Consider the following 21,078-nt stretch of genomic DNA (forward strand, 5'->3'; position numbering starts at 1 on the left):
ATGAACGAGTCCGAAAGCGAAATGCAGGCACGTCTTCTTGCCCAGGCGCTGCCCTTCATGCAGCGTTATGAAAACAAGACGATCGTCGTGAAATACGGCGGCCACGCCATGGGCAATCCCGAGCTCGGAAAGGCCTTTGCCAGCGATATCGCACTTTTGAAGCAGTCCGGCGTTAATCCGATCGTCGTTCACGGCGGCGGCCCGCAGATCGGCGCGATGCTGACGAAAATGGGCATCGAATCCAAGTTCGAGGGCGGCCTGCGCGTAACCGACCAGAAGACGGTCGAGATCGTCGAAATGGTTCTCGCCGGCTCGATCAACAAGGAAATCGTCGCGCTGATCAACCAGACCGGCGAATGGGCGATCGGCCTCTGCGGCAAGGACGGCAACATGGTCTTTGCCGAAAAGGCACGCAAGACCGTCAAGGACCCCGATTCCAACATCGAACGTGTGCTCGATCTCGGCTTTGTCGGTGAAGTGGTGGAAGTCGACCGTACGCTGCTCGACCTCCTTGCCCGCTCCGAGATGATCCCGGTCATCGCTCCGGTTGCTCCGGGCCGCGACGGCGCGACCTACAACATCAATGCCGACACCTTTGCCGGCGCCATCGCCGGTGCGCTGAACGCCACCCGCTTATTGTTCCTGACAGATGTGCCTGGTGTGCTCGACAAACAGGGCCAGCTCATCAAGGAGCTGTCGGTGGCCGAAGCCAATGCGCTGATTGCCGATGGCACGATCTCCGGCGGCATGATCCCGAAGGTCGAAACCTGCATCGAGGCCATCAAGGCCGGCGTGCAGGGCGTTGTCATCCTGAACGGCAAGACCGCTCACTCCGTGCTGCTCGAAATCTTCACCGAGCACGGCGTCGGCACGCTGATCGTTCCCTKATCGAAAAAGGCGCCCTCTCGGGGCGCCTTTTTCCTATGCTTCGGCAAAACTCGTCGAGAGCGTCAGATCTTCCCAGGCATCGATTTCGGAGCTTAGGCTMTTGAGCCTGTTGCGAACGAGCGCCAGTGCATCGGCGCCGAGCAACAGGTGGACCGGCGGGTTTTCAGCCTCGACCACAGCCAGCACGGCTGCGGCCGCTTTGCGTGGATCGCCCGTCTGCTTGCCGCTCTTTTCCTCGCGTGACTGGCGAATGGGATCGAAGAGAGCATCGTAATCCGCGATGCTCCTGCTCGTGCGGATCATCGAGCGCCCGGCCCAGTCGGTGCGGAACGAGCCGGGAGCTACCGCCGTGACGGCAATGCCGAAGCCTTTGACTTCCTTCGCCAAAACCTCGCTTATGCCTTCCAGGGCAAATTTGCTGCCGCAATAATAAGCGATGCCGGGCATGGTGATGAACCCGCCCATCGATGTGATGTTGATGATATGGCCCGACCGCCGCTCGCGCATGAACGGCAGGACGGCCTTCATCATTCCGACGGCGCCGAAGACATTGACCTCGAATTGCCGACGCATTTCATCGATCGGCGATTCCTCCAATGTGCCCTCATGCCCATAGCCGGCATTGTTGATAAGAACATCTATCGGACCGATTGACCTCTCGATATCGGCAACGGCCGGCTCGATTGTCTCGATATCGGCGACGTCGAGATGGACGGCTGCGGCACGACCTGGCGCCAGGCTTTCAAACATGGCCGCCGCTTCATCATTCCGTACCGTTCCCACCACGCGGTGACCCTTTTCCAGTGCGGCCTCGGCAAAGGCGCGGCCGAAGCCCGAGCTGACACCGGTGATCAGGAACCGCTTTTCAATTGAACTCATAGTGAACTCCTGTCCTGCTGCAAGCGCCACGCACAACGTGGCGCACACCGTCATTTGGCAGCGCAGGAGAGATAGTTCCAATATATTGCACAGACGAATGTGATATCTTAAAAGTATTACATGGAGCTTCGCCATCTTCGTTATTTCATCGCGGTCGCTGAAGAATTGAATTTTACGCGCGCCGCGCGGAAGGTCGGCATCGGCCAGCCGCCACTCAGCAATCAGATACGCGATCTTGAAAACGAGATTGGTGCATCACTTTTCCGTCGCCTGTCGAATGGCGCGGAACTGACGGCAGCCGGCAAGGTTTTCCTGCCGGAAGCGCGCGCAATATTGCTGCAGGCCGATCAGGCCAAGCAATCCGCTATGCGTGCGGCGCGCGGCGAACGTGGACGGCTGCGGATAGGCTTCACCAGCTCGGCGGTTTTCAATCCGATCGTACCCACCGTAGTCAATGCCTTTCGCGAGAAATACTCAGCCGTCGAACTCGATCTGGAGGAAGCACCCACTGCGCGATTGCTGGAGCTGCTGGATGCGGAAGAACTCGACGCCGTCTTTGTCCGCCCGGGCAGCGATGACCGCCTGCAAGCCCGATGTCACCTGCTCGCCGAAGAACCCATGGTCATTATCCTGCCATCAGGCCACCCCCGATCGGAGGCGCAGACCTTGCGCCTTGATGAACTGACTGGAGAAATCTTTGTCCTCTTTCCACGCGAGGCAGGTGCCGGCTTTTTCGACGATATCATCGCCGCGTGCCGGCGGGCGGGCTTTGAACCGCAGCTCGGACAATCGGCACCGCAGATCACCTCGATTGCCAGCTTGATCGCCGTCGGTCTCGGCGTCTCGATCGTGCCGGCGGAGATGGTGAAGATCAATATTCCCGGTGTTCGCTACGTCGCAATTTCAGGCGGAGCGCCAACAGCACGGCTGACGCTCGCCACCCGCCGCGACGAGCGCTCTCCTATCGTCCGCAATTTCCTGGCTCAGGCCATCGGCATAATGCGGAGCCTTGCCAATAACGGTCAGTTGGCCGAATAGATCGCGGCCGCCGCTTCCTTCAGTTTTTCCATCATGGCCCGGTAAGGCCCCGGGCCATAGCTGATGCGTGAGACGCCGAGCCTTGCCAGCGCTGCCGGATCGGGTGCGCCCGTCTTCATCATGATATTGACCGGCAGCGTGGAGGCGGCGCAGATCTTCTCGATCAGCGCCGGTTCGATCAGGCCCGGCACGAAGAAGCCGCTGGCGCCTGCCGCCGCATAGGCCTTGCCGCGCTCGATCGCTGCGTCGACCAGACCAGCATGCCTGGAGCCATCGCCCTCTTGGAGGAAGAGGTCGGTACGGGCGTTGATGAAGAAAACGATGCCCCGTGCCTCGGCCATCTCTCGGATGGCGCGGATGCGTGCTGCCTGCGCTTCGATGGGATGAAGGCCGGCCTCGCCGACGCGCTGGTCCTCGAGATTGATACCCACGGCACCTGCCTCAATGAGCTTTGCGACATTGGCCGCGGCACCGGCGGGTTCCGTGGAATATCCGCTTTCGAAATCGACCGAGAGCGGCAGGTCGTTGACGGCCGTGATCGAGCGCGCCGTCTCGATCAGCGCATCCATCGGCAGTTTCTGGCCGTCGCCATAACCTTGGGCGGCGGCGACCGACCAGCTTCCGGTCGCAAGCGCTTTTGCGCCGGCCTCCGTCACAGCCTTGGCGGTTCCTGCATCCCAGATATTGTACAGAATGACGGGCTTGCCCTTGCGGTGCAGCGTGCCGAAAAGCTCGGCTTTTTCAGTCTGGTTCATGCTGTCTTCTCCAGGTCGGGTGCTTGTCCATTGATCTTTTCTTCATGCCGTAGCAGCCATTGCTTGCGCCAGAGTCCGCCGCCATAGCCCGTCAACGATCCGTCCGCACCGAGGATGCGGTGACAAGGTACGATGATGGCAAGCTGGTTTGCGCCATTGGCGCGGCCGACGGCACGCACCACCTCCGGTCTTTCCATCTCCCGCGCCAGATCGCCATAGGCGCGCGTCTGGCCGGCGGGGATTTCGATGAGCTTTGCCCAGACATGTTTTTCGAAGGGTGTGCCGCCGAGTGCCAGCGGCGTCTTGAAGGTGGTGAGCCTGCCTTCGAAATAGTCCCTGACCTCCGCCTCGATCTGGTCGATTGCCGGCGTGCGGCCAATCGCGACCGAGGAGCGAACACGCTTCTGCAGCGCTTCGAGTTCGGTCGGCAGTGCCTTGCGGTCGTGAAATTCGAGGAGATGCAGGTGCGTTCGGTCGGCCACGGCGACCATCGGCCCGAGCGGCGTGTCGAACCAGTCGGCAAAGAGCAGTTCGCGGTTCTGCGAGAGCACCGGCGCCTTGCCGACAAGGCGTTGGAAAGCCGCCCGGAAGCCACTCGGGGACTCATAGCCCGCGTCGAGCTGCGCATCAATGACACGCGCACCATCGGCGAGCTGCCGCGCCGCCTCACCCAGCCGGCGATAGCGAACGATATCGTGGAAGGTCATGCCGAGCGCTCGCTTGAAAGCGCGGCGCACCGTCGATGGATCATATCCTCGGCGCACAAGCTCATCTTCCGTCCAGCGCACCTCCGGTTCGCTGTCGAGCCGCGCCAGCAGTTCATCAACGATCGGTTCCCTGCCCGGCTGCTCCAGCGGCCTGCAGCGCTGGCAGKGGCGGAAGCCGGAATGCATGCAGGCGGCGATCGTATCGAAGAAGATGGTGTTTTCCCGCTTCGGCTTGCGCGCCGGACAGGTCAGGCGGCAGAAGATGCCTGTCGTCTTGACGCAGACATAGGCCTGGCCCTCATAATCGGCGCTGCGCGCGATCAGGGCATCGTAGAGCGTGTCGTCATCGGGGCGTTCGAAAAGCATGTCCGCTTTCTAACACCCTCCGCCTGCGCCGTCCGCCGAAAATCGGGCGTCTATTTTATTCCGCAGCGTCGAGGCTCTTCACATTCCGCTGCGGGCGTAGCATGGATTCCTCCTCCGCATCCTGTGGCGCACCCGAGAAATTCTCAAGCGTCGGGCCATCCTTGAGATGACGGCGGCGAAAGAGGAATTCGACGATCTCGTGAAACCAGACACGGCGGCCCATCTGCGTGTACCAGCGCATGGAATGGCGCTGTTCCAAATCGCGATGAAAGAGGATGCGCAGCAGCGCTTTCGGCCGCGCCTGGACAGCGACCTCGATCAGCTTGACGCAGGCGGTCAGCACGAGCGGATTCAGGTGCCGCATCTTCAGGACCTGATGCTTGTAGTCCCATTTACGGATATCGGTCTCGATCACCTGCCGTTCTCGGGCGATACGGAAGAAGGGCGTCCAGCGATGCGGCGTCACATAGAGCGCCTGGATCTGGTCTGGATCATAGGAGAGCAACTGCCGGAAACCGCGCCAGAGATCGCTCAGCCTCTCCTCTTCGAAACCGACAACCCAGGTCGCCATGGAGAGGATATCGTGCTGGCGCAGGAGGCGGATCGCCTCGCGATCGGTTGTCTTGGCTCCGCCCTTCTTGATCAGGGCCAGAGTTGCCTCGTCGGTGTTTTCCATGCCGAGCAGCCAGCGCACGACGCCTGCCTTACGGTAGAGATGCAGGATATCGGCGTCCCGAACGATATCATCTGCCCGTGTCGAACCGACGATCTGCACGGGCACATTCTCGGCGATCATCGCTTCGAGGAAAGCCAGCCAGGCTTTTCGCGAGGATGTCGGGTTCTCGTCGGCGAGGTTGATGAGTTCGACACCCTCTTCGCGATGGAGCCTTGCGATCTCGCGAGCGAAAAGCTCCGGCGAGCGGTGACGCCAACGGGTCCAGAAGCCTCGCTGACCACAATAATTGCAAAGATGCGGGCAGCCGCGGGAAAACTGCATGACGACGGCGCGCTTGCCACCCCAGTAGCTGTAGTTGCGATGGTCGATCAGCTCCCAGCCGACGCGGTAGGAATCGAGATCGGCGATCGCCTGCGATGGCTGTGTTGCCAGCACCTCGCCGTGGCCATCGCGAAAGGCGATTCCGGGGATGGTCGCAAGCGGACGGTTCGCCGCCAGGGCTTCGGCTAGGCGCCGCATCRTTTCCTCGCCCTCGCCGCGCACGATGATATCGAATGCCCCGGTCTCGGCGAGCACCTCTCGCCAGTGATAGGTGGGAAACACGCCGCCATAGATGATGGAGATTTTGGGATCGCCGCGCTTGATAGCTTCTGCGATCACGCGGGCAGTGGGATGGGCCGACGTCGAGCCGGAATGGCCGATCAGCACAAGATCCGGACTCCCGCCCACGACCCGGCTGACGATGTCTGGAATCGTCAGCGGCCCGAATTCGGCATCGATGAGGCTGACGATGTCACCATCGTCGATCAGCGGACCTGCAACAGAAAGAAGGCCGAGCGGTGGAAGATGATCATCGGGAATGCGGCTGCCGATCGCGGTATGCGGTGGATTTATCAGAATAATCTTCATGCGACTTCACCCTTGCGGGCCCCCTGTCTGACGCAAGCAGAGGTCATCAGCGATCGGTGGCGAAAGTCAGCCAAAATCTCTCAAAAGTTGTGAAAATCTGGCGGCATTTTTAGGGAAGCTTGGGTGGGCCGGACCTGCAAGCAAAAGCCTTTGGTTTCCCGCCGCGGCCATGCCATAAGGGCGGCTATGACAAAGATCGACCGTACGCCTAGCAAAAACGATTTTGAGCATGTGACCGAATGGGTCTTCGACCTCGACAACACGCTCTATCCGCATCATGTCAATCTCTTCGCGCAGATCGACAAGAACATGACGGCCTATGTCTCGGCGCTTCTGCAAATGGAGCAGGAAGAGGCCCGCAAGCTGCAGAAGCAGTACTATTACGATCACGGCACGACGCTGCAGGGGCTGATGATCCATCACGGCGTCGATCCCAACGACTTCCTCGAAAAGGCGCATGCGATCGACTACACGGCGCTCACCCCGCAGCCGGAACTCGCCGAAGCCATCAAATCCCTGCCGGGGCGCAAATTCATCTTCACAAATGGCAGCGTCCAGCATGCACAGGCGACGGCCGGCGCGCTCGGCATCCTCGACCATTTCGACGACATATTCGATATCGTCGCGGCCGACTATCTGCCGAAGCCGGCGCAGGCGACCTACGACAAATTCACGGCGCTGAAAAAGGTCGAGACCGGCAAGGCTGCGATGTTCGAGGACCTGCCGYGCAATCTCACCGTACCGAAGGCGCTCGGCATGCAGACCGTTCTGCTCGTCCCGCGCAATCTGGAAGAGACGGTCGTAGAATGGTGGGAGAAAACGAGCGGCGAGGACGATCACATCGATTTCGTCACCGACKATCTCGCTGATTTCCTGAAGAAGATTACCGGCTAGCTTACCAAAGTTTCATCCATCTTACAGATGTTTAACTCGGCCGTGGCACTGTTCGGTCCTACCTTTCGTATCGAGGGACATCCTACGAAAGGACGCACTGATATGTACCGTAACAAGCTTATCCTGACGGCGCTTTCCTCTGTTCTTCTCCTCGGCGCAGCCGCCGGGTCCAGCTTCGCAGCCCCAGGCGACCAGGCCGATCATCCAGGCCACCATGGCAAAATGCAGCATGGCATGATGGGCGGTCCGCGTGGTGAGGCCTTCCGCGAAATCGCCTTCGTGCGCATGCTGAAGCAGTTCGATACCAACAAGGACGGGYAGATTTCCAGGCAGGAGGCGACCGATGGCATGGAGAAGATCTTTGCCGCTATTGACACCAATCACGACGGCTCGCTGACCCCCGGCGAAATCCGCGAATACCGCCAGGCGCAGTTCAAGGCGCGCCGTGAAGCGGTCTCGGCCAAGCAGGACAATGCGGATGAGAAAGCAGATCCGAAGACGGCTGACAACAATGGTCATGGCCGGCCCGATCACGACGGCCATCATGGAATGAACATGCGCATCATGGGCGCCTCGCTGATGATGCATCGCATCGATACCGACGAGAATGGCCAAATCAGCAAGCAGGAGGCGGAAACGGCCTTCAACAAGTTCTTCGATCGCATGGACCGCAACAAGGACGGCGTGATCTCGATTGATGACATGCCGGACCATCCCTTCCTCTAGGAGGAAATGACAGATCCTTTGCTAGGTATCGCGAGGGGTTTGCCCCTCACCCGGTGCCCTCTTCCCGCCTTGCGGGGAGAGGGTTTTTCGTTGCGACCTTTAGAGATGACCCTCGCGGTGCTCGTAGAAATCCTGGACGATCTTCCAGGCTTCGTCGGCGGTATCGACGAAACTGATCAGGTTCACGTCTTCAGGGGCGATCGTCCCGAATTCCGCAAGCGCCTCGAAGTTGATGATGCTGTGCCAGAATTTCGAACCGAAGAGCAGCAGCGGGATACGCTCCATGCGACCGGTCTGGATCAGCGTCAGGCATTCGAAGAATTCGTCCAGCGTTCCGAAGCCGCCGGGGAAGACTGCGACTGCCTTGGCGCGCACCATGAAGTGCATCTTGCGGATCGCGAAATAGTGGAAGTTGAAGCTGAGCTCGGGCGTCACATAGGCATTCGGCGCCTGCTCGTGCGGCAGCACGATGTTGAGGCCGATCGAAGGGGCTCCCTCATCCGCCGCGCCGCGGTTTCCCGCTTCCATGACGCCGGGGCCACCGCCGGTGACCACGACATATTCGTGGAAATCGAAACCGGCCGCATAGCGCGAGCAGAGACGGGCGAATTTGCGGGCCTCGTCATAATAGACCGATGCCGCTTCGAGGTTAACACGCTGGGTCTCGTTGCGGGCAGCCCAGGCACTCTGGCCGGGTGCCGGAATGCGGGCGCCGCCGAACATGACGACAGTCGACTTGATGCCGCGCTCAGCCAGCATCATCTCGACCTTGAGAAGCTCGAGCTGCAGGCGGATCGGCCGCAGCTCCTCGCGGCAGAGGAAGTCCTCGTCCACATAGGCAAGGCGATAGGCCGGCGAGAGCGTCTGCGGCGTCTTCGGAACCGCTTCCGCGCGCTGCCTGTCGGTCGAACTGCTCTTTAGCGGGTCCCAGACGCCGTCCTTGCGCCGCGCACCGCCGTTTCTTGCCTTTGCCATGTCGAAATGCCTTTCAGTATCACCGGTCACGAGTGATCGGATATGTCGCTATAACGCCTTGAATCCAGATATGATCTTGTCCGAAAAATTATTCCATTTTACGGGCGCATGCTGTAGATCGGGTGACAGCCCGCCAACCGCAATTCCGGAGACTCTGCCGTCTCCACGATAAAGATCGAAGTTTAAGGAATTCCCATGAGCGCCATCGACCTCGCATCCCTCGAAAAGACCCTCGAAACCGCCTTCGACAATCGCGACAATGTGAACACGTCGACGAAGGGTGAAGTACGAGATGCGGTCGAGGCGGCTCTTAACCTGCTCGACGAAGGCAAGGCGCGCGTGGCCGAGCGCGGCGCCGACGGCGTCTGGAAAGTCAATCAGTGGCTTAAGAAGGCCGTGCTGCTGTCCTTCCGCCTCAACGACATGGAAGTCGTCAAAGGCGGTCCCGGCCAGTCGACCTGGTGGGACAAGGTTCCCTCGAAGTTCGAGGGCTGGGGCGAAAACCAGTTCCGCGCCGCCGGCTTCCGCGCCGTGCCGAATGCGGTCGTGCGCCGCTCGGCCTATATCGCTCCGAACGCCATCCTGATGCCGTCCTTCGTCAACCTCGGCGCCTATGTCGGCGAAGGCACGATGGTCGACACCTGGGCCACAGTCGGTTCCTGCGCGCAGATCGGCAAGCATGTACACCTCTCCGGCGGCGTCGGTATCGGCGGTGTTCTGGAGCCGATGCAGGCCGGCCCGACGATCATCGAGGACAATTGCTTCATCGGCGCCCGTTCGGAAGTCGTCGAAGGCTGCATCGTGCGTGAAGGCTCCGTGCTCGGCATGGGCGTCTTCATCGGCAAGTCGACCAAGATCGTCGACCGCGCCACCGGCGAAATTACCTATGGCGAAGTGCCGCCCTACTCCGTCGTCGTTGCCGGCTCGCTGCCATCGGACAAGACGATGGCAAACGGCCAGCAGGCTCCGAACCTCTACTGCGCCGTGATCGTCAAGCGCGTCGATGAGCGGACCCGCTCCAAGACAGGCATCAACGAACTGCTCAGAGATTGATGACAGCCCGACATTGATTCGGTAAACAATCGGCGTCTTTTTGGGCAAGGCGAGCTCGCGCCTTGCCACGCCTTTGCCATTCCCACCGGATAATTCGACCATCATGACCGCCACGAATCCTATTGCCAATCTTCAGACCTTGATCCGCTGCCCGTCCGTGACGCCGGCAGAGGGCGGAGCGCTTTCGGCGCTCGAAGCGATGCTTTCGCCCCTCGGCTTCAARGTCGACCGGATGGTTTCGAAAGAGGCCGGCACGCCCGATGTCGAAAACCTCTATGCCCGCCTCGGCACCGAAGGTCCGCACCTGATGTTTGCGGGACATACCGATGTCGTGCCCGTCGGCGATGAAGCCGCCTGGACACATCCCCCCTTTGCCGCCGAGATTGCCAATGGCGAGCTTTTCGGTCGCGGCGCGGTTGACATGAAGGGCGGCATCGCCTGCTTTGCCGCCGCTGTCGCCCGCCATGTCGAAAAACACGGCGCGCCACAGGGCTCGATTTCCTTCCTGATTACCGGCGACGAAGAAGGCCCTTCGATCAATGGCACGATCAAGCTGCTGCAGTGGGCGACCGAACGCGGCGAGCGCTGGGACGCCTGCGTCGTCGGCGAGCCGACCAATCCGAACAAGCTCGGCGACATGATCAAGATCGGCCGGCGCGGTTCGCTGTCCGGCAAGATCGTCGTGCATGGCGTGCAGGGTCATGCCGCCTATCCGCATCTTGCCGACAATCCGGTGCGCGGCATGCTGCAACTCACGCAAGCGCTTATGGATCCGCCCTTCGATACCGGCACGGATAATTTCCAGCCGTCCAATCTCGAAGTGACAACTGTGGATGTCGGCAATCCCGCGACCAACGTCATTCCGGCAAAGGCCTCGGCGAGCTTCAACATCCGTTTCAACGACACCTGGACGGCCGATACGCTGCGAGCCGAGATTGTCCGGCGGCTCGACGCGGCAGCGGCGGACGGTGCATTGCGGCCGGGCCGCGAGCCGGTGAACTACGAGATCATCTGGGCAGACCGCCCGAGCCATGTCTTCCTGACGCGCAACAACGCACTGATCGCCTCGCTGTCCTCGGCAGTGGAAAGCGTCACCGGTGCATCGCCGGCATTGTCGACGACGGGCGGCACGTCGGATGCCCGCTTCATCAAGGATTATTGCCCGGTCGTGGAATTCGGCCTCGTCGGCCAGACCATGCATATGGTCGACGAACGGGTCGCGGTTGCCGATCTGGAGACGCTGACGGCGATCTACGAGACCTTCATCGAACGATGGTTTGCGAATGCCGGGCTTTAGAGAGGTTCAATACTATCTCGCCGGCATCTGGTTGCTGATCAAGCTCGACCCGCGCGGTTTCCGCTTCCTCGACATATCGGATCGCGGCGTGAACCGCTCCTTTTGGGCGATCATCTGGTGCCTGCCGCCGACGGGCATTTCGTGGCTCTGGTGGCGCAATGCCTATCTCCGGTCCATGCCGCCGGAGGCCGACGTCGGCTTTCCCTTCTATTTTCGGCTTGGGCTCGTAGAGCTTGCGAACTGGTTCGTGCCCCTGGTTTTTGCCGGCCTGCTGCTGCTTGCTTTCCGCATGGGCGAGCGTTTCGCGCCTGTCGTCGTCGGCTTCAACTGGCTCAACGTGCCGCTCGCCTATATCAACGGGCTGCTACTGGCGCTCGTGTTCTTCCTGCCGGGCTCCGTCGGTGTCGTGTCGCTGCTGCTGCTCGTCTTCATGCTGGCGCAGGTCTTCGCGCTGGCGCGCGTCCTGAGGATGATCTGCCACGGCCATGCCCTGATGRTCGGCGCTCTGACGCTGGTGCTCCTGGTCCCATCGATGCTGCTATCGGAATATCTGCAGAACTTCCTGGGCATCTATCCATCGTAGTCAGCGTGGTTTGACGACTTCGCCATCTTCTTTGGTGAAGGTGCCGATGTCCGGATTGGGCAGAATGCCCAGGACCGCTTCGGACGGTCGGCACAGCCGCACGCCCTTTTCCGTCACCACGATCGGCCGGTTGATGAGGATCGGATGCGCCATCATCGCGTTGAGCAGCTCTTCGTCGGTCAGAGCAGGATTATCCAGGCCAAGTTCGGCATAAGGCGTTCCGTTCTGACGAAGAAGATCGCGGACGGACATGCCCATCGTGGCGATCAGTTCGACAAGCCTTTCGCGTGTCGGCGGCGTCTTCAGATATTCGATGATCTCGGGCTTCTCGCCGGACTGGCGGATCATGGCCAGCGTGTTGCGCGACGTGCCACAGGCCGGATTATGATAGATCGTCACCGTCATCGTTTTCATCCATCGGCTTGCGGCGATCGGTGATCACTTCGGGATAATCCACCTGCATGAAATAGAGCCCGTCGGGCGGCGCTACAGGGCCGCAGGCTTTTCGGTCGCGCGCGTCGAGTGCTGCCCGCACATCCTCTGGCGTCCATTTGCCTTCGCCTGCCAGCTTCAGCGTTCCGGCAAAGGAACGGATCTGGTTATGCAGGAAGCTCTGGGCGGTGGCGCGAATCTCGATGAGCTCGCCATTGYGGGTCACGTCCAGCCTGTCGAGAGTGCGCACCGGGCTGTTGGCCTGACAGTGAGCCGAACGAAAGGTGGAAAAGTCATGATTGCCGACGAGTGTCTGGGCGGCAGCATGCATGACCTCATGATCCAGCGACTTCGGCACCCACCATGCCTTGCCCGCCTCCAGTGCGAGCGGTGCCCGGCGGGTGATGATACGATAGAGATAGTGCCGCCGAAGCGCCGAAAACCGGGCGTCGAAGAATTCGCTCGCTAGCTCGACGCTCAGGATCGCCACCTTCTCGCYGGCGAGCTTCAGATGGGCGTTCAACGCATTCTGCAGCTTGAAGGGGGACCATTCCTTCGAGAGATCGGCATGGACGACCTGACCCATGGCATGAACGCCTGAATCGGTGCGCCCTGCACCACGGATAGAAACGGTATCGCCGCTCGCCGAGAAGATCGCGGCTTCGATCGCGCCTTGCGCCGACGGCCCGTTGTCCTGTCGCTGCCAGCCGACATAGGGTCCGCCGTCATATTCGACGATCATGCGGTAACGTGGCATCAGGCGAGCCTCGTGCCCGCGGCAAGCGGCGTGYCGCGCAGGAAATCGGCGGCGGCGAGCGGTTTGCCGCCAGCCTTCTGAAGCTTGGTCAAGCGGATGGCGCCGGCGCCACAGGCGACCACAAGGTCATCCGTCAAAAGTTCACCGGCTGCGCCCTCACCCGTATCAAGCTCGGAGCCCAGCACCTTGATACGCTCGGGCTTGCCGTTGCTTTCAAGTTCGAACCAGGCACCCGGGAAGGGTGCGAGGCCGCGGATGTGATTGTGAACGTCCTTGGCGTTGCGGCCGAAATCGATGCGCGTTTCCGCCTTGTCGATCTTGGCGGCATAGAGCACGCCTTCGGCAGGCTGCGGTGTGAGCGGCAGATCGTCCATCTCCAGCCTGACCATGGCTTCTGCCATGGCTTTGGCGCCGACATGCATCAGCCTGTCGTGCAGTTCGCCTGCCGTCATATTGGCACCGATCTCGACTTCCCGGGTCAGTGCCACGTCGCCTGTATCGAGGCCCTTGTCCATCTTCATGACCATCATGCCGGTTTTTGCGTCGCCCGCCATGATCGCCCGCTGGATGGGGGCCGCGCCACGCCAGCGCGGCAGCAGCGAGGCATGGCCGTTGTAGCATCCGTAACGCGTGCCGGTCAGGATAGCTTCGGGCAGCAGCAGCCCGTAGGCGACGACGACGCCGACATCGGCACCCAGCGCGCGGAAGCGCTCACGCTCTTCGGGATCTTTGAAATTGATTGGTGTGAAAACCGGCAGGCCGAGCAGTTCGGCCGCATGGTGCACCGGCGATTTCTGAAGATCGAGCCCGCGCCGCCCGCCCGGCCGCGGCGGCTGGGTATAGACGGCAACGATCTGGTGGCCGGCGTCGACGAGCAGGCGCAGCGTCGGGACGGAGAAGTCGGGCGTTCCCATGAAAACAATACGAAGAGACATTCTATCTCGCCAATTGAGGATCAGCCGTCTTCAAACGGGTTTACGAGCTTGAGATCAAGCCCTTCGAAGCCTTGTATTCTCCCGCCTTGGCGGTTCAAAGCGCCTTAGACTTGGCGGACTTGGTGAACTTCTTGATCACCATCTCGCGCTTCAGCCTCGAGATATGATCGATGAAAAGCACGCCATTCAAGTGATCGATCTCGTGCTGGAGGCAGGTCGCCAGAAGCCCGTCAGCCTCCACGCTCTGCTCCTTGCCTTCGCGGTCGAGATATTTGGCGGTAACCTTGGCGGGCCGTTCCACTTCAGCATAATAATCGGGAATGGAAAGGCAGCCTTCCTCATAGACGGAACGTTCGTCCGAGGAGCTGACGATCTCCGGATTGATGAAGACGAGCGGCTGTTTTTCCTCGCCTTCCTTCGAAAGATCGATGACGAGCATCCGGCGCGCAACACCGACCTGGATTGCGGCAAGGCCGATGCCCGGTGCGTCATACATAGTGTCCAGCATGTCGTCGACAACGCGCTGGAGATCAGCATCAACCCGCTCGATCGGCTTGGAAACCTGACGGAGAACGGGATCGGGAAGAATGATGAGTGGCTTGATGGTCATGGCGTTCCCATAACCCATCTTTTCACACTAGGGAATTATCCGCCGGGCAGGGATTGCGGTTTTTTGCAGCGCCTGCCCGGTTTTCGCCCGGATTGTCAGGCTGCGCGGCGAGCGGCACGAGCAACCTGACGGCCTTCGGCGCTTGCACGGAAACGCTGCAGCAGTTCAATGAGGTTTTCGACCCCATCCTTCAGCTTGCGGGTTTCGGCCGAGGTACGCTCGACCATGCCGGAATTCTGCTGGGTGATGGTGTCCATATTACGGATCGCTACGCTCACCTCGTTGACGCCCGTTGCCTGATCGCGCGCGGCAGCCGCAATATCGGCAACGAAGCTGTTGATGATGTCGATTCGGCTGATCATGTCGCTCAGCGCCTCACCGGTGCTGCTGACGATGTTCACCCCCTCGTTCACCTGTGTCGAGCTTTCGGAGATCAGATTCTTGATCTCCTTGGCGGCATCGGCCGTGCGCTGCGCAAGCTGACGGACTTCCTGTGCGACGACGGCGAAGCCCTTGCCGGCATCACCGGCGCGGGCGGCCTCGACGCCGGCGTTCAKCGCCAGCAGGTTGGTCTGGAAAGCGATCTCATCGATGACGCCAATGATCTTGGCGATTTCGGTGGAAGACTTCTCGATACCGGCCATGGCCGAAACGGCGCTGTTGACGAGTTCGCCGGAATTCTTGGCTTTTTCCTGTGTTTCGCGCACGGCGCCGGACGCCTTCTCGGCATTGGCGGCGGTCTGGCTGACGCTGACGGAGAGCTGCTGTAGCGCAGCCGAGCTTTCTTCGACGCCCGCAGCCTGCTGCGCGGTGCGCAAGGCAAGATCGTCCGTTGCCTTCGACATCACATCGGCGCCTTCGAGAATGTGACCGGACGTCGTGCGGACGGAAGTGAAGGAATTGCGAAGAGCGTTGACGGCCCTGTTGTAGTCCTCGGCCATCTCCCGGAAATTGCCGGGCAGATCGGCAGGAAGGGTCGCCTCGAGATCGCCGCGCGACAGCGCTTCGAGGCCGCGGCGCAGATGTTCCAGTGCCAGCGCCTGATCGGCTTCGGAGCGAGCGCGTTCTTCTTCCAGCGCCTGGCGCTTTTCTTCAAGCGCCTGGAGATAGACGGAGATGGAATAATCCATGTCGAGCATCGCAGCCTTGATGACGGCGGTCAGCTTTTCGGCAAGCGCCTTTCCTTGCTGGCGGGCAAAGAGCGATGGCCACTGCTTTTCCATCAGGCCCCGGACGAGCTCCGACATGACAAGCGCATAGCCGCCAATATACCAGCGCGGCTCTAGGCCGATGCGGGCATGGGTGCGGCCGACGGCCGTGACGCCATTCACATAGCTCTGGTCGAAATTGCCACCGGAAAGATTGCCCCAATGTTCCTGCTGACGCTTCTTGGCGTGACCCATATGGGCCTTGTCGGAAAAGAAGCCTGCAACAGCCGGAGTCTTGGCAAGCTTATTGTAGAACTTGTCCAGGGCGCCGCCGAGCAGCTCGGAGATCGCCGGCCGCAGCTCCCGCAGATTCTTGCGTGCCTCATCGTCGAGCTCAATGAAGTCAAGGCGCTGCTTGAGGGCATTATCGGTCTGCTGGGGAGTCATGGAGGATCTCTATCTGGCGCGGATGCGGAGGGGAATTTCCGCGCCAGATTTGGCGAATATGGTTTAGCAATCGTTAAGTATGCCCGCTAATTTTTCTCAGATTACAGCGAAGTAGCGCTGACGGCGCCTGACAGGCCGGCGCGGATTGTTCACGTTTTGATCTGGATATCGCTGTCCATTTTGTTATGGTGCAATATGACCATGACACCCGACTCACTCACCTTCTCCCTGCCCGTGCCGAACCCGGCCATGCTTGCAGTCGCGGGCGCCGCGCTCGCCGTTCTCATTCTCGTGGCGATCGTGTTTGCCTTTCGCAATGCCGGCATCCGCCGCGAGGAGGCGGAGGAGGCCAATCTTCGCGCCACAGAAAGCGAAGCGCGCATGGGCGAGCTTCTGAAAATCCAGGCGGAGATGCAGGGACGCATCTCGACCATGACGGAGGTCTTCGGTGCACGGCAGGCCGAGCTCAATCATGCGATCAACCAGCGGATCGACGGCATGTCACAGCGCATGAGTTCGACGCTGACCGAGCAGACGAAATCGACGCATGACAACCTGCAGAAACTGCAGGAGCGCCTGGCGGTGATCGATGTAGCCCAGAATAATATCCAGACGCTCGCCAAGGATGTCGTCGGGCTGCAGGCCATTCTTTCCAACAAGCAGACGCGTGGGGCTTTCGGCCAGTCGCGTATGGAAACGATCGTCGCCGATGGCCTGCCAATGGGCGCCTATACCTTCCAGCAGACGCTTTCCAATGGCTCGCGACCTGACTGCACGATCCGAATGCCGAATGGGGCACCACCGCTCGTCATCGATGCCAAATTTCCGCTCGAAGCGTGGAACGCGATCCGTGATGCAGGCGGCGCGGACGCCGGCAAGCTTGCCGGCCAGCAGTTTCGTCGCGACATGGAAGTCCATATCAAGGATATTTCCGACAAATATCTGATTCAGGGCGAGACGCAGGAGACGGCTTTCCTCTTCGTTCCCTCGGAATCGATCTTCGCTGAAATTCACGAGAATTTCGAAGCGATCGTGCAGAAGGCTCACCGCGCACGCGTCGTCATCGTCTCGCCTTCGCTCCTGATGCTGTCGATCCAGGTCATTCAGGCTGTGCTGAAAGACCAACGTATGCGGGCGCAGGCGCATGTCATCCAGGGTGAAGTTGCCCTGCTCATGGACGATCTCGGCCGGCTCGACGAGCGCGTGCGCAAGCTGCAGGGACATTTTTCCCAGACGCAGCGCGACGTGGACCAGATTATTACCTCGGCGGACAAGCTTACCAAGCGCGGCGCGAAGATCGAGGCGCTGGAATTCGAGGCAGGCGGCGACGGCAAGCCGGCGCAAGTGAGCGAGCCGGCGGCGAAATCAGTCGAAAGCAGGACCGGACTGCTCAAGCTCAGGGTGGTTGACGAGGAGTGATCGCTTCGGCAGTGTCGCGACCCGAAGCAAGGGACAGACATTCCATGATCACAGTTTTCGGCTCCATCAACATGGACCTTATCGCCACCACCGAGCGCCTGCCGAAGCCCGGAGAAACGGTTGCCGGCAATAGCTTTGCAACGGCTGCCGGCGGCAAGGGTGCCAATCAGGCGCTCGCCGCCCGCCGCGCGGGCCGCTATGTCCATATGGCGGGCGCTGTCGGCAAGGATGCCTTTGCCGAAGGCGCCCTTGAACTGCTCGACGGCGCCGGCACCGATCTTTCGCGCGTCAGCCATGTCGAGGGGCCGACGGGCACGGCCCTCATTCTCGTCGGCGGCGACGGCGAAAACATGATCGCGGTCATTCCCGGCGCGAACGGCAAGGTCAGCGGTGGCAATGCCGAGGCCGCCGTCAACGCCATGAATGAAGGCGATATTCTGATGCTGCAGCTTGAAGTTCCGGTCGAGGCGGTCGAGCGTGCGCTTACTGCCTCCCGTGCCAAGGGCATCACCAGCATTCTCAATCTTGCGCCGCTCATTCCGGATGCGCCGCGACTCGGCCGGCTGGCCGACATCGTCATTGCCAACGAGACCGAATTCGAGCGGCTGGCGGGAGAGGAGAACATGAGTCCCGGCGACCGTGAGGCGGCGTTGGAGCGGCTGCATGCCGAGACCGGCCAGACGCTGATCGTTACGCTCGGCGGYGATGGTGTCATCGCGATCCGGGATGGCCAGATTTCCCGTGCGCAGGGCCTTGTCATCGAACCCGTCGATACCGTCGGCGCTGGCGATACGTTCTGCGGCTATTTCGCAGCAAGCCTCGATGAGGGTCTGGATTTCGACTCGGCGCTGCGCCGTGCAGCGGTTGCCGGCTCGCTCGCCTGCCTGAAGCCGGGGGCTCAGCCCTCCATTCCGCTCGCAGCCGAAGTCGCAGACAGAATATAGTCCAGTCCAGCCGCGAACAATCGATGAAAAGCTACCCCTAGTTTTGGGGTGGCTTTCCGGATTTGCTGCCGAAACATAGCGAATTTCATTCAAATTTAAGAGGTTTCTGGCGATCCTTCGGGCGATCGCGACTTCGTTCATCTTCGAGGCGGTCACCCCCATGGCTGCTCCATGATAGAGCGTGCCTTACCCGCTGCGCCGGAGAATGGCCCTTCGGTGCGTCCTTGCCCCGAGGAACCTATGTTCATTTTCAGAATGAAATCGCTTGCGGCGAAGCTCATAGTCATTACCGGTGCCGCCATTGCACTGGTGCTTGTCGTTTCGAACCTCTTCCTCATCGACCAGACCCGTAACCGCGTCCAGACCCTGACGCTGGATCAGGCCAACTCGGAAGCCAAGTCGATCGCCAACGAGATTGCAGCCAATGTCGGCGAACTCGCGAGTGCGGCCCGCACCATGTCGGGCGTCGTAGGACGCGGACATGAAGGCAAGATTCTCGATCGCAAGGGCATTATCAGCATTCTGAAGGCCAATCTCGAACAGAACGCCTTCGCCTTCGGCAGCTGGTTCTGCGAGCAGCTTGGCACCTTCGACGGCAAGACCACGGAAATTGCCAACAACAATGACGAGGGCACCAACAAGGTCGGCGCCTTCACGCCTTACTGGTCGAAAACCAGGACCGGTGACATCCAATTCTCGACTTTCGAGAACGACTATACCGCCGAGTGGTGGAAGCTCGCCGCCGACAGTGGCRAGGGCGCGATCACGGCGCCCTACCTCGCCGAAGGCACCGACGTCCCGACMCTGCTGACGTCGATTGCCTATCCGGTCATGTCCGGCGGCAAGATGATCGGTGTGGAGGGCGTCGATATCTCGCTGAAGTCGCTTACCGACAAGGTGCAGGCGCTGCGRCCCTTCGGCTCCGGCCGTGTGACGCTCATCGCCCAGAACGGCAACTGGATCGTCGCTCCGGCCCCCGACCTGATGTCCAAGCCCTATGGCGACAATCCCGGCTCTGCTGACGTGAAGGCTGCGCTTTCGTCCATGAAAGTCGGTCTCGTCAAGAATCTCAGCTTCGATGGCCTCGATCCCTTCGACCGTGTTGTCTATCCCTTCGCAGTTCCCGGCCTGAACGCCAACTGGGTCGTGCTGGTCGACGTTCCGCATGCTGCGATGAATGCGCCGGTTCAGGATCAGACCTTCATGATGGTCATCAACGGCATCATCGTGCTCGGCGCCGTGCTGATCGCCCTCTACTTCGCCGTCCGCTCGCTCGTTCAGCGTMCGCTCGCTGGCCTCGTTTCCAGCGTCAAGGCGCTGAGCGACGGCAAATATGACGAAACGGTCGCCGGCCAGAACCGCGCCGACGAAATCGGCTCGGTCGCCAAGGCTCTCGAAGGCTTCCGCTTCGCGCTTGCCGATACGCGGCGTCTCGAAGCCGAGGCCGACAGCCAGCGCCTTGCAGCCGAAACCGAACGCGGTCGCTCGGAATCGKAACGCCAGCAATCGGTCAGCCTGCAGCGTCACATCGTCTCGATCGTCGGTGCTGGCCTTTCCGAACTGTCACAGGGCAATCTCGGCCACCGCATTACCGAGGAATTCCCCGGCGAATACGGCAAGCTGAAGCAGGACTTCAACGCTGCGCTCGCAAGCATTGAGGAAACCATCAACACGATGAGCCTCAGCGTCGTCAATATCGGCTCCGGCACGGGCGAAATCAGCAACAGCGCCTCCGACCTTGCCAAGCGCACCGAACAGCAGGCGGCAAGTCTGGAAGAGACGGCAGCGGCGCTCAACGAGCTCACCGCCCAGGTCAATTCCAGCGCCGAGAACGCCCGTACGGCAGCCGACAACGTCAATCTCGCTTGCGAAGACGCCGAGAAATCAGGCGAAGTTGTGCAGAAGGCGATTGCCTCCATGCACGGCATCGAGCAGTCCTCCACTGAGGTTTCGCGCATCATCGGCGTCATTGACGAGATCGCCTTCCAGACGAATCTTCTGGCTCTGAACGCCGGTGTCGAAGCGGCCCGCGCCGGCGAAGCAGGCAAGGGATTTGCAGTCGTCGCACAGGAAGTCCGGGAACTCGCCCAGCGTTCGGCGAATGCCGCCAAGGAGATCAAGACGCTCATCAACACCTCGGCCGTCCAGGTCAAGGACGGCGTCGATCTCGTCGGCCGCGCCGGCGACACGCTGCACAAGATTGCCGAGCAGGTGATGGGCATCAACGGCCTCATCCGTCAGATCTCCGCCTCGGCCAGTGAACAGGCCGTCGGCCTGAAGGAAATCAACCAGGCCGTCAACCAGATGGACCAGGTCACACAGCAGAACGCCGCGATGGTGGAAGAAACCACCGCAGCCAGCGTGACGCTGAACGACGAGGCTCAGACGCTGAAGGCACTGGTCACCCGCTTCCGGGTCTCCGGCCAGGGCAATGCCGGGGCATTGCGCTCGGCCACACAGCAGATGCGCACACCGGCTGCGCCGACGCCACGTTCGGCTGCTCCGGCCCCGCGCCGGGCCGTTGCCCAGTCTCGCAGTTCTGCCGCCGTTGCCCAGGACAGTTGGGAAGAGTTCTGATTGCCGATCTCATGACAAGAAAAAGGCGCCTGATCATTCGGGCGCCTTTTTTGCATTCCGGGT

The 21,078-nt window shown here is 60.9% G+C and carries 19 protein-coding genes and 1 pseudogene; 10 read left to right on the top strand and 10 right to left on the bottom strand.

Annotation, left to right across the window (positions count from 1 at the left end; genetic code table 11):
- Positions 1 to 885 (top strand): annotated as a pseudogene (gene argB / locus AC1DNW_RS25930) (acetylglutamate kinase); the annotation flags it as partial.
- Between the two features lie 36 nt (positions 886 to 921).
- Here argB and AC1DNW_RS25935 read toward each other — a convergent pair.
- Positions 922 to 1,767 (bottom strand): oxidoreductase, encoded by an 846-nt coding sequence (locus AC1DNW_RS25935; protein WP_477854781.1) that lies wholly within the window; start codon positions 1,765 to 1,767, stop codon positions 922 to 924.
- A gap of 120 nt (positions 1,768 to 1,887) precedes the next feature.
- On the opposite strand from AC1DNW_RS25935, the gene AC1DNW_RS25940 reads away from it, so the two are divergent.
- On the top strand, positions 1,888 to 2,805 hold the full coding sequence (locus tag AC1DNW_RS25940) for a LysR family transcriptional regulator (RefSeq protein ID WP_477854782.1): 918 nt from the start codon (positions 1,888 to 1,890) through the stop codon (positions 2,803 to 2,805).
- On the opposite strand, the gene AC1DNW_RS25945 is transcribed toward AC1DNW_RS25940, so the two are convergent.
- Genes AC1DNW_RS25945 through bchE form a run of 3 tightly spaced genes read right to left on the bottom strand, consistent with a single transcriptional unit; the run spans position 2,790 to position 6,218 of the window.
- Positions 2,790 to 3,560, bottom strand: coding sequence for an isocitrate lyase/PEP mutase family protein (locus AC1DNW_RS25945; RefSeq protein ID WP_477854783.1), 771 nt, complete (start codon positions 3,558 to 3,560; stop codon positions 2,790 to 2,792). The two genes, AC1DNW_RS25940 and AC1DNW_RS25945, sit on opposite strands and share 16 nt — an antisense overlap.
- The gene (locus AC1DNW_RS25950; protein ID WP_477854784.1) at positions 3,557 to 4,633 is read right to left on the bottom strand and encodes a bifunctional transcriptional activator/DNA repair enzyme AdaA; all 1,077 of its coding nucleotides are present in this window, start codon (positions 4,631 to 4,633) and stop codon (positions 3,557 to 3,559) included. The genes AC1DNW_RS25945 and AC1DNW_RS25950 overlap by 4 nt, the downstream gene beginning before the upstream one ends.
- Before the next feature lie 55 nt (positions 4,634 to 4,688).
- Positions 4,689 to 6,218 carry a magnesium-protoporphyrin IX monomethyl ester anaerobic oxidative cyclase gene (gene bchE, locus AC1DNW_RS25955; RefSeq protein ID WP_477854785.1) on the bottom strand — a complete coding sequence of 510 codons (1,530 nt, stop codon included), beginning with the start codon at positions 6,216 to 6,218 and terminating at the stop codon, positions 4,689 to 4,691.
- Positions 6,219 to 6,404: 186 nt separating this feature from the next.
- Between bchE and AC1DNW_RS25960 the strand changes: the two genes are divergently transcribed.
- Both AC1DNW_RS25960 and AC1DNW_RS25965 read left to right on the top strand, forming a co-directional pair.
- Entirely contained in the window at positions 6,405 to 7,112 is a 708-nt protein-coding gene (locus tag AC1DNW_RS25960) for a pyrimidine 5'-nucleotidase (RefSeq protein ID WP_477854786.1), read from the top strand.
- 102 nt (positions 7,113 to 7,214) lie between these two features.
- Positions 7,215 to 7,838: an EF-hand domain-containing protein gene (locus AC1DNW_RS25965; RefSeq protein WP_477854787.1), complete on the top strand. Its 624-nt coding sequence runs from the start codon at positions 7,215 to 7,217 to the stop codon at positions 7,836 to 7,838.
- A 99-nt stretch (positions 7,839 to 7,937) separates the two neighbouring features.
- Here AC1DNW_RS25965 and AC1DNW_RS25970 read toward each other — a convergent pair whose 3' ends face one another.
- Positions 7,938 to 8,813 (bottom strand): LOG family protein, encoded by an 876-nt coding sequence (locus AC1DNW_RS25970; protein WP_113298377.1) that lies wholly within the window; start codon positions 8,811 to 8,813, stop codon positions 7,938 to 7,940.
- 195 nt (positions 8,814 to 9,008) lie between these two features.
- Here AC1DNW_RS25970 and dapD point away from each other — a divergent pair, with 195 nt between their 5' ends.
- The 3 genes from dapD (at position 9,009) to AC1DNW_RS25985 (ending at position 11,746) form a co-directional block, all read left to right on the top strand.
- Positions 9,009 to 9,866 (top strand): 2,3,4,5-tetrahydropyridine-2,6-dicarboxylate N-succinyltransferase, encoded by an 858-nt coding sequence (gene dapD, locus AC1DNW_RS25975; protein WP_113307066.1) that lies wholly within the window; start codon positions 9,009 to 9,011, stop codon positions 9,864 to 9,866.
- Positions 9,867 to 9,969: 103 nt separating this feature from the next.
- Positions 9,970 to 11,163 (top strand): succinyl-diaminopimelate desuccinylase, encoded by a 1,194-nt coding sequence (gene dapE, locus AC1DNW_RS25980; RefSeq protein WP_113307067.1) that lies wholly within the window; start codon positions 9,970 to 9,972, stop codon positions 11,161 to 11,163.
- Positions 11,150 to 11,746: a hypothetical protein gene (locus AC1DNW_RS25985; protein ID WP_477854788.1), complete on the top strand. Its 597-nt coding sequence runs from the start codon at positions 11,150 to 11,152 to the stop codon at positions 11,744 to 11,746. The genes dapE and AC1DNW_RS25985 overlap by 14 nt, the downstream gene beginning before the upstream one ends.
- On the opposite strand, the gene arsC is transcribed toward AC1DNW_RS25985, so the two are convergent.
- From arsC to AC1DNW_RS26010, 5 genes are all read right to left on the bottom strand, one after another.
- Entirely contained in the window at positions 11,747 to 12,151 is a 405-nt protein-coding gene (gene arsC / locus AC1DNW_RS25990) for an arsenate reductase (glutaredoxin) (protein ID WP_113307068.1), read from the bottom strand. It abuts the gene before it with no gap.
- Complete coding sequence (gene truA, locus AC1DNW_RS25995; RefSeq protein WP_477854789.1) at positions 12,129 to 12,935, bottom strand: tRNA pseudouridine(38-40) synthase TruA; 807 nt, start codon at positions 12,933 to 12,935, stop codon at positions 12,129 to 12,131. The genes arsC and truA overlap by 23 nt, the downstream gene beginning before the upstream one ends.
- Entirely contained in the window at positions 12,935 to 13,870 is a 936-nt protein-coding gene (fmt, locus tag AC1DNW_RS26000) for a methionyl-tRNA formyltransferase (RefSeq protein WP_477854790.1), read from the bottom strand. Before fmt ends, truA begins: the two co-directional genes overlap by 1 nt.
- A 94-nt stretch (positions 13,871 to 13,964) precedes the next feature.
- Positions 13,965 to 14,480, bottom strand: a complete 516-nt coding sequence (def, locus tag AC1DNW_RS26005; protein WP_113298605.1) for a peptide deformylase — start codon at positions 14,478 to 14,480, stop codon at positions 13,965 to 13,967.
- A gap of 95 nt (positions 14,481 to 14,575) precedes the next feature.
- The gene (locus AC1DNW_RS26010; RefSeq protein ID WP_477854791.1) at positions 14,576 to 16,075 is read right to left on the bottom strand and encodes a methyl-accepting chemotaxis protein; all 1,500 of its coding nucleotides are present in this window, start codon (positions 16,073 to 16,075) and stop codon (positions 14,576 to 14,578) included.
- Between the two features lie 195 nt (positions 16,076 to 16,270).
- Between AC1DNW_RS26010 and AC1DNW_RS26015 the strand changes: the two genes are divergently transcribed.
- The 3 genes from AC1DNW_RS26015 to AC1DNW_RS26025 all read left to right on the top strand — a co-directional run bounded on the left by AC1DNW_RS26015 (position 16,271) and on the right by AC1DNW_RS26025 (position 21,015).
- Positions 16,271 to 17,494 (top strand): DNA recombination protein RmuC, encoded by a 1,224-nt coding sequence (locus AC1DNW_RS26015; RefSeq protein ID WP_113307072.1) that lies wholly within the window; start codon positions 16,271 to 16,273, stop codon positions 17,492 to 17,494.
- Between the two features lie 44 nt (positions 17,495 to 17,538).
- Positions 17,539 to 18,438 carry a ribokinase gene (locus tag AC1DNW_RS26020; RefSeq protein ID WP_477854792.1) on the top strand — a complete coding sequence of 300 codons (900 nt, stop codon included), beginning with the start codon at positions 17,539 to 17,541 and terminating at the stop codon, positions 18,436 to 18,438.
- Positions 18,439 to 18,678: 240 nt separating this feature from the next.
- Positions 18,679 to 21,015: a methyl-accepting chemotaxis protein gene (locus tag AC1DNW_RS26025; RefSeq protein WP_477854793.1), complete on the top strand. Its 2,337-nt coding sequence runs from the start codon at positions 18,679 to 18,681 to the stop codon at positions 21,013 to 21,015.
- The last annotated feature ends 63 nt before the right edge of the window (positions 21,016 to 21,078 follow it).

The organism is Rhizobium sp. 05L429, from assembly GCF_056397645.1.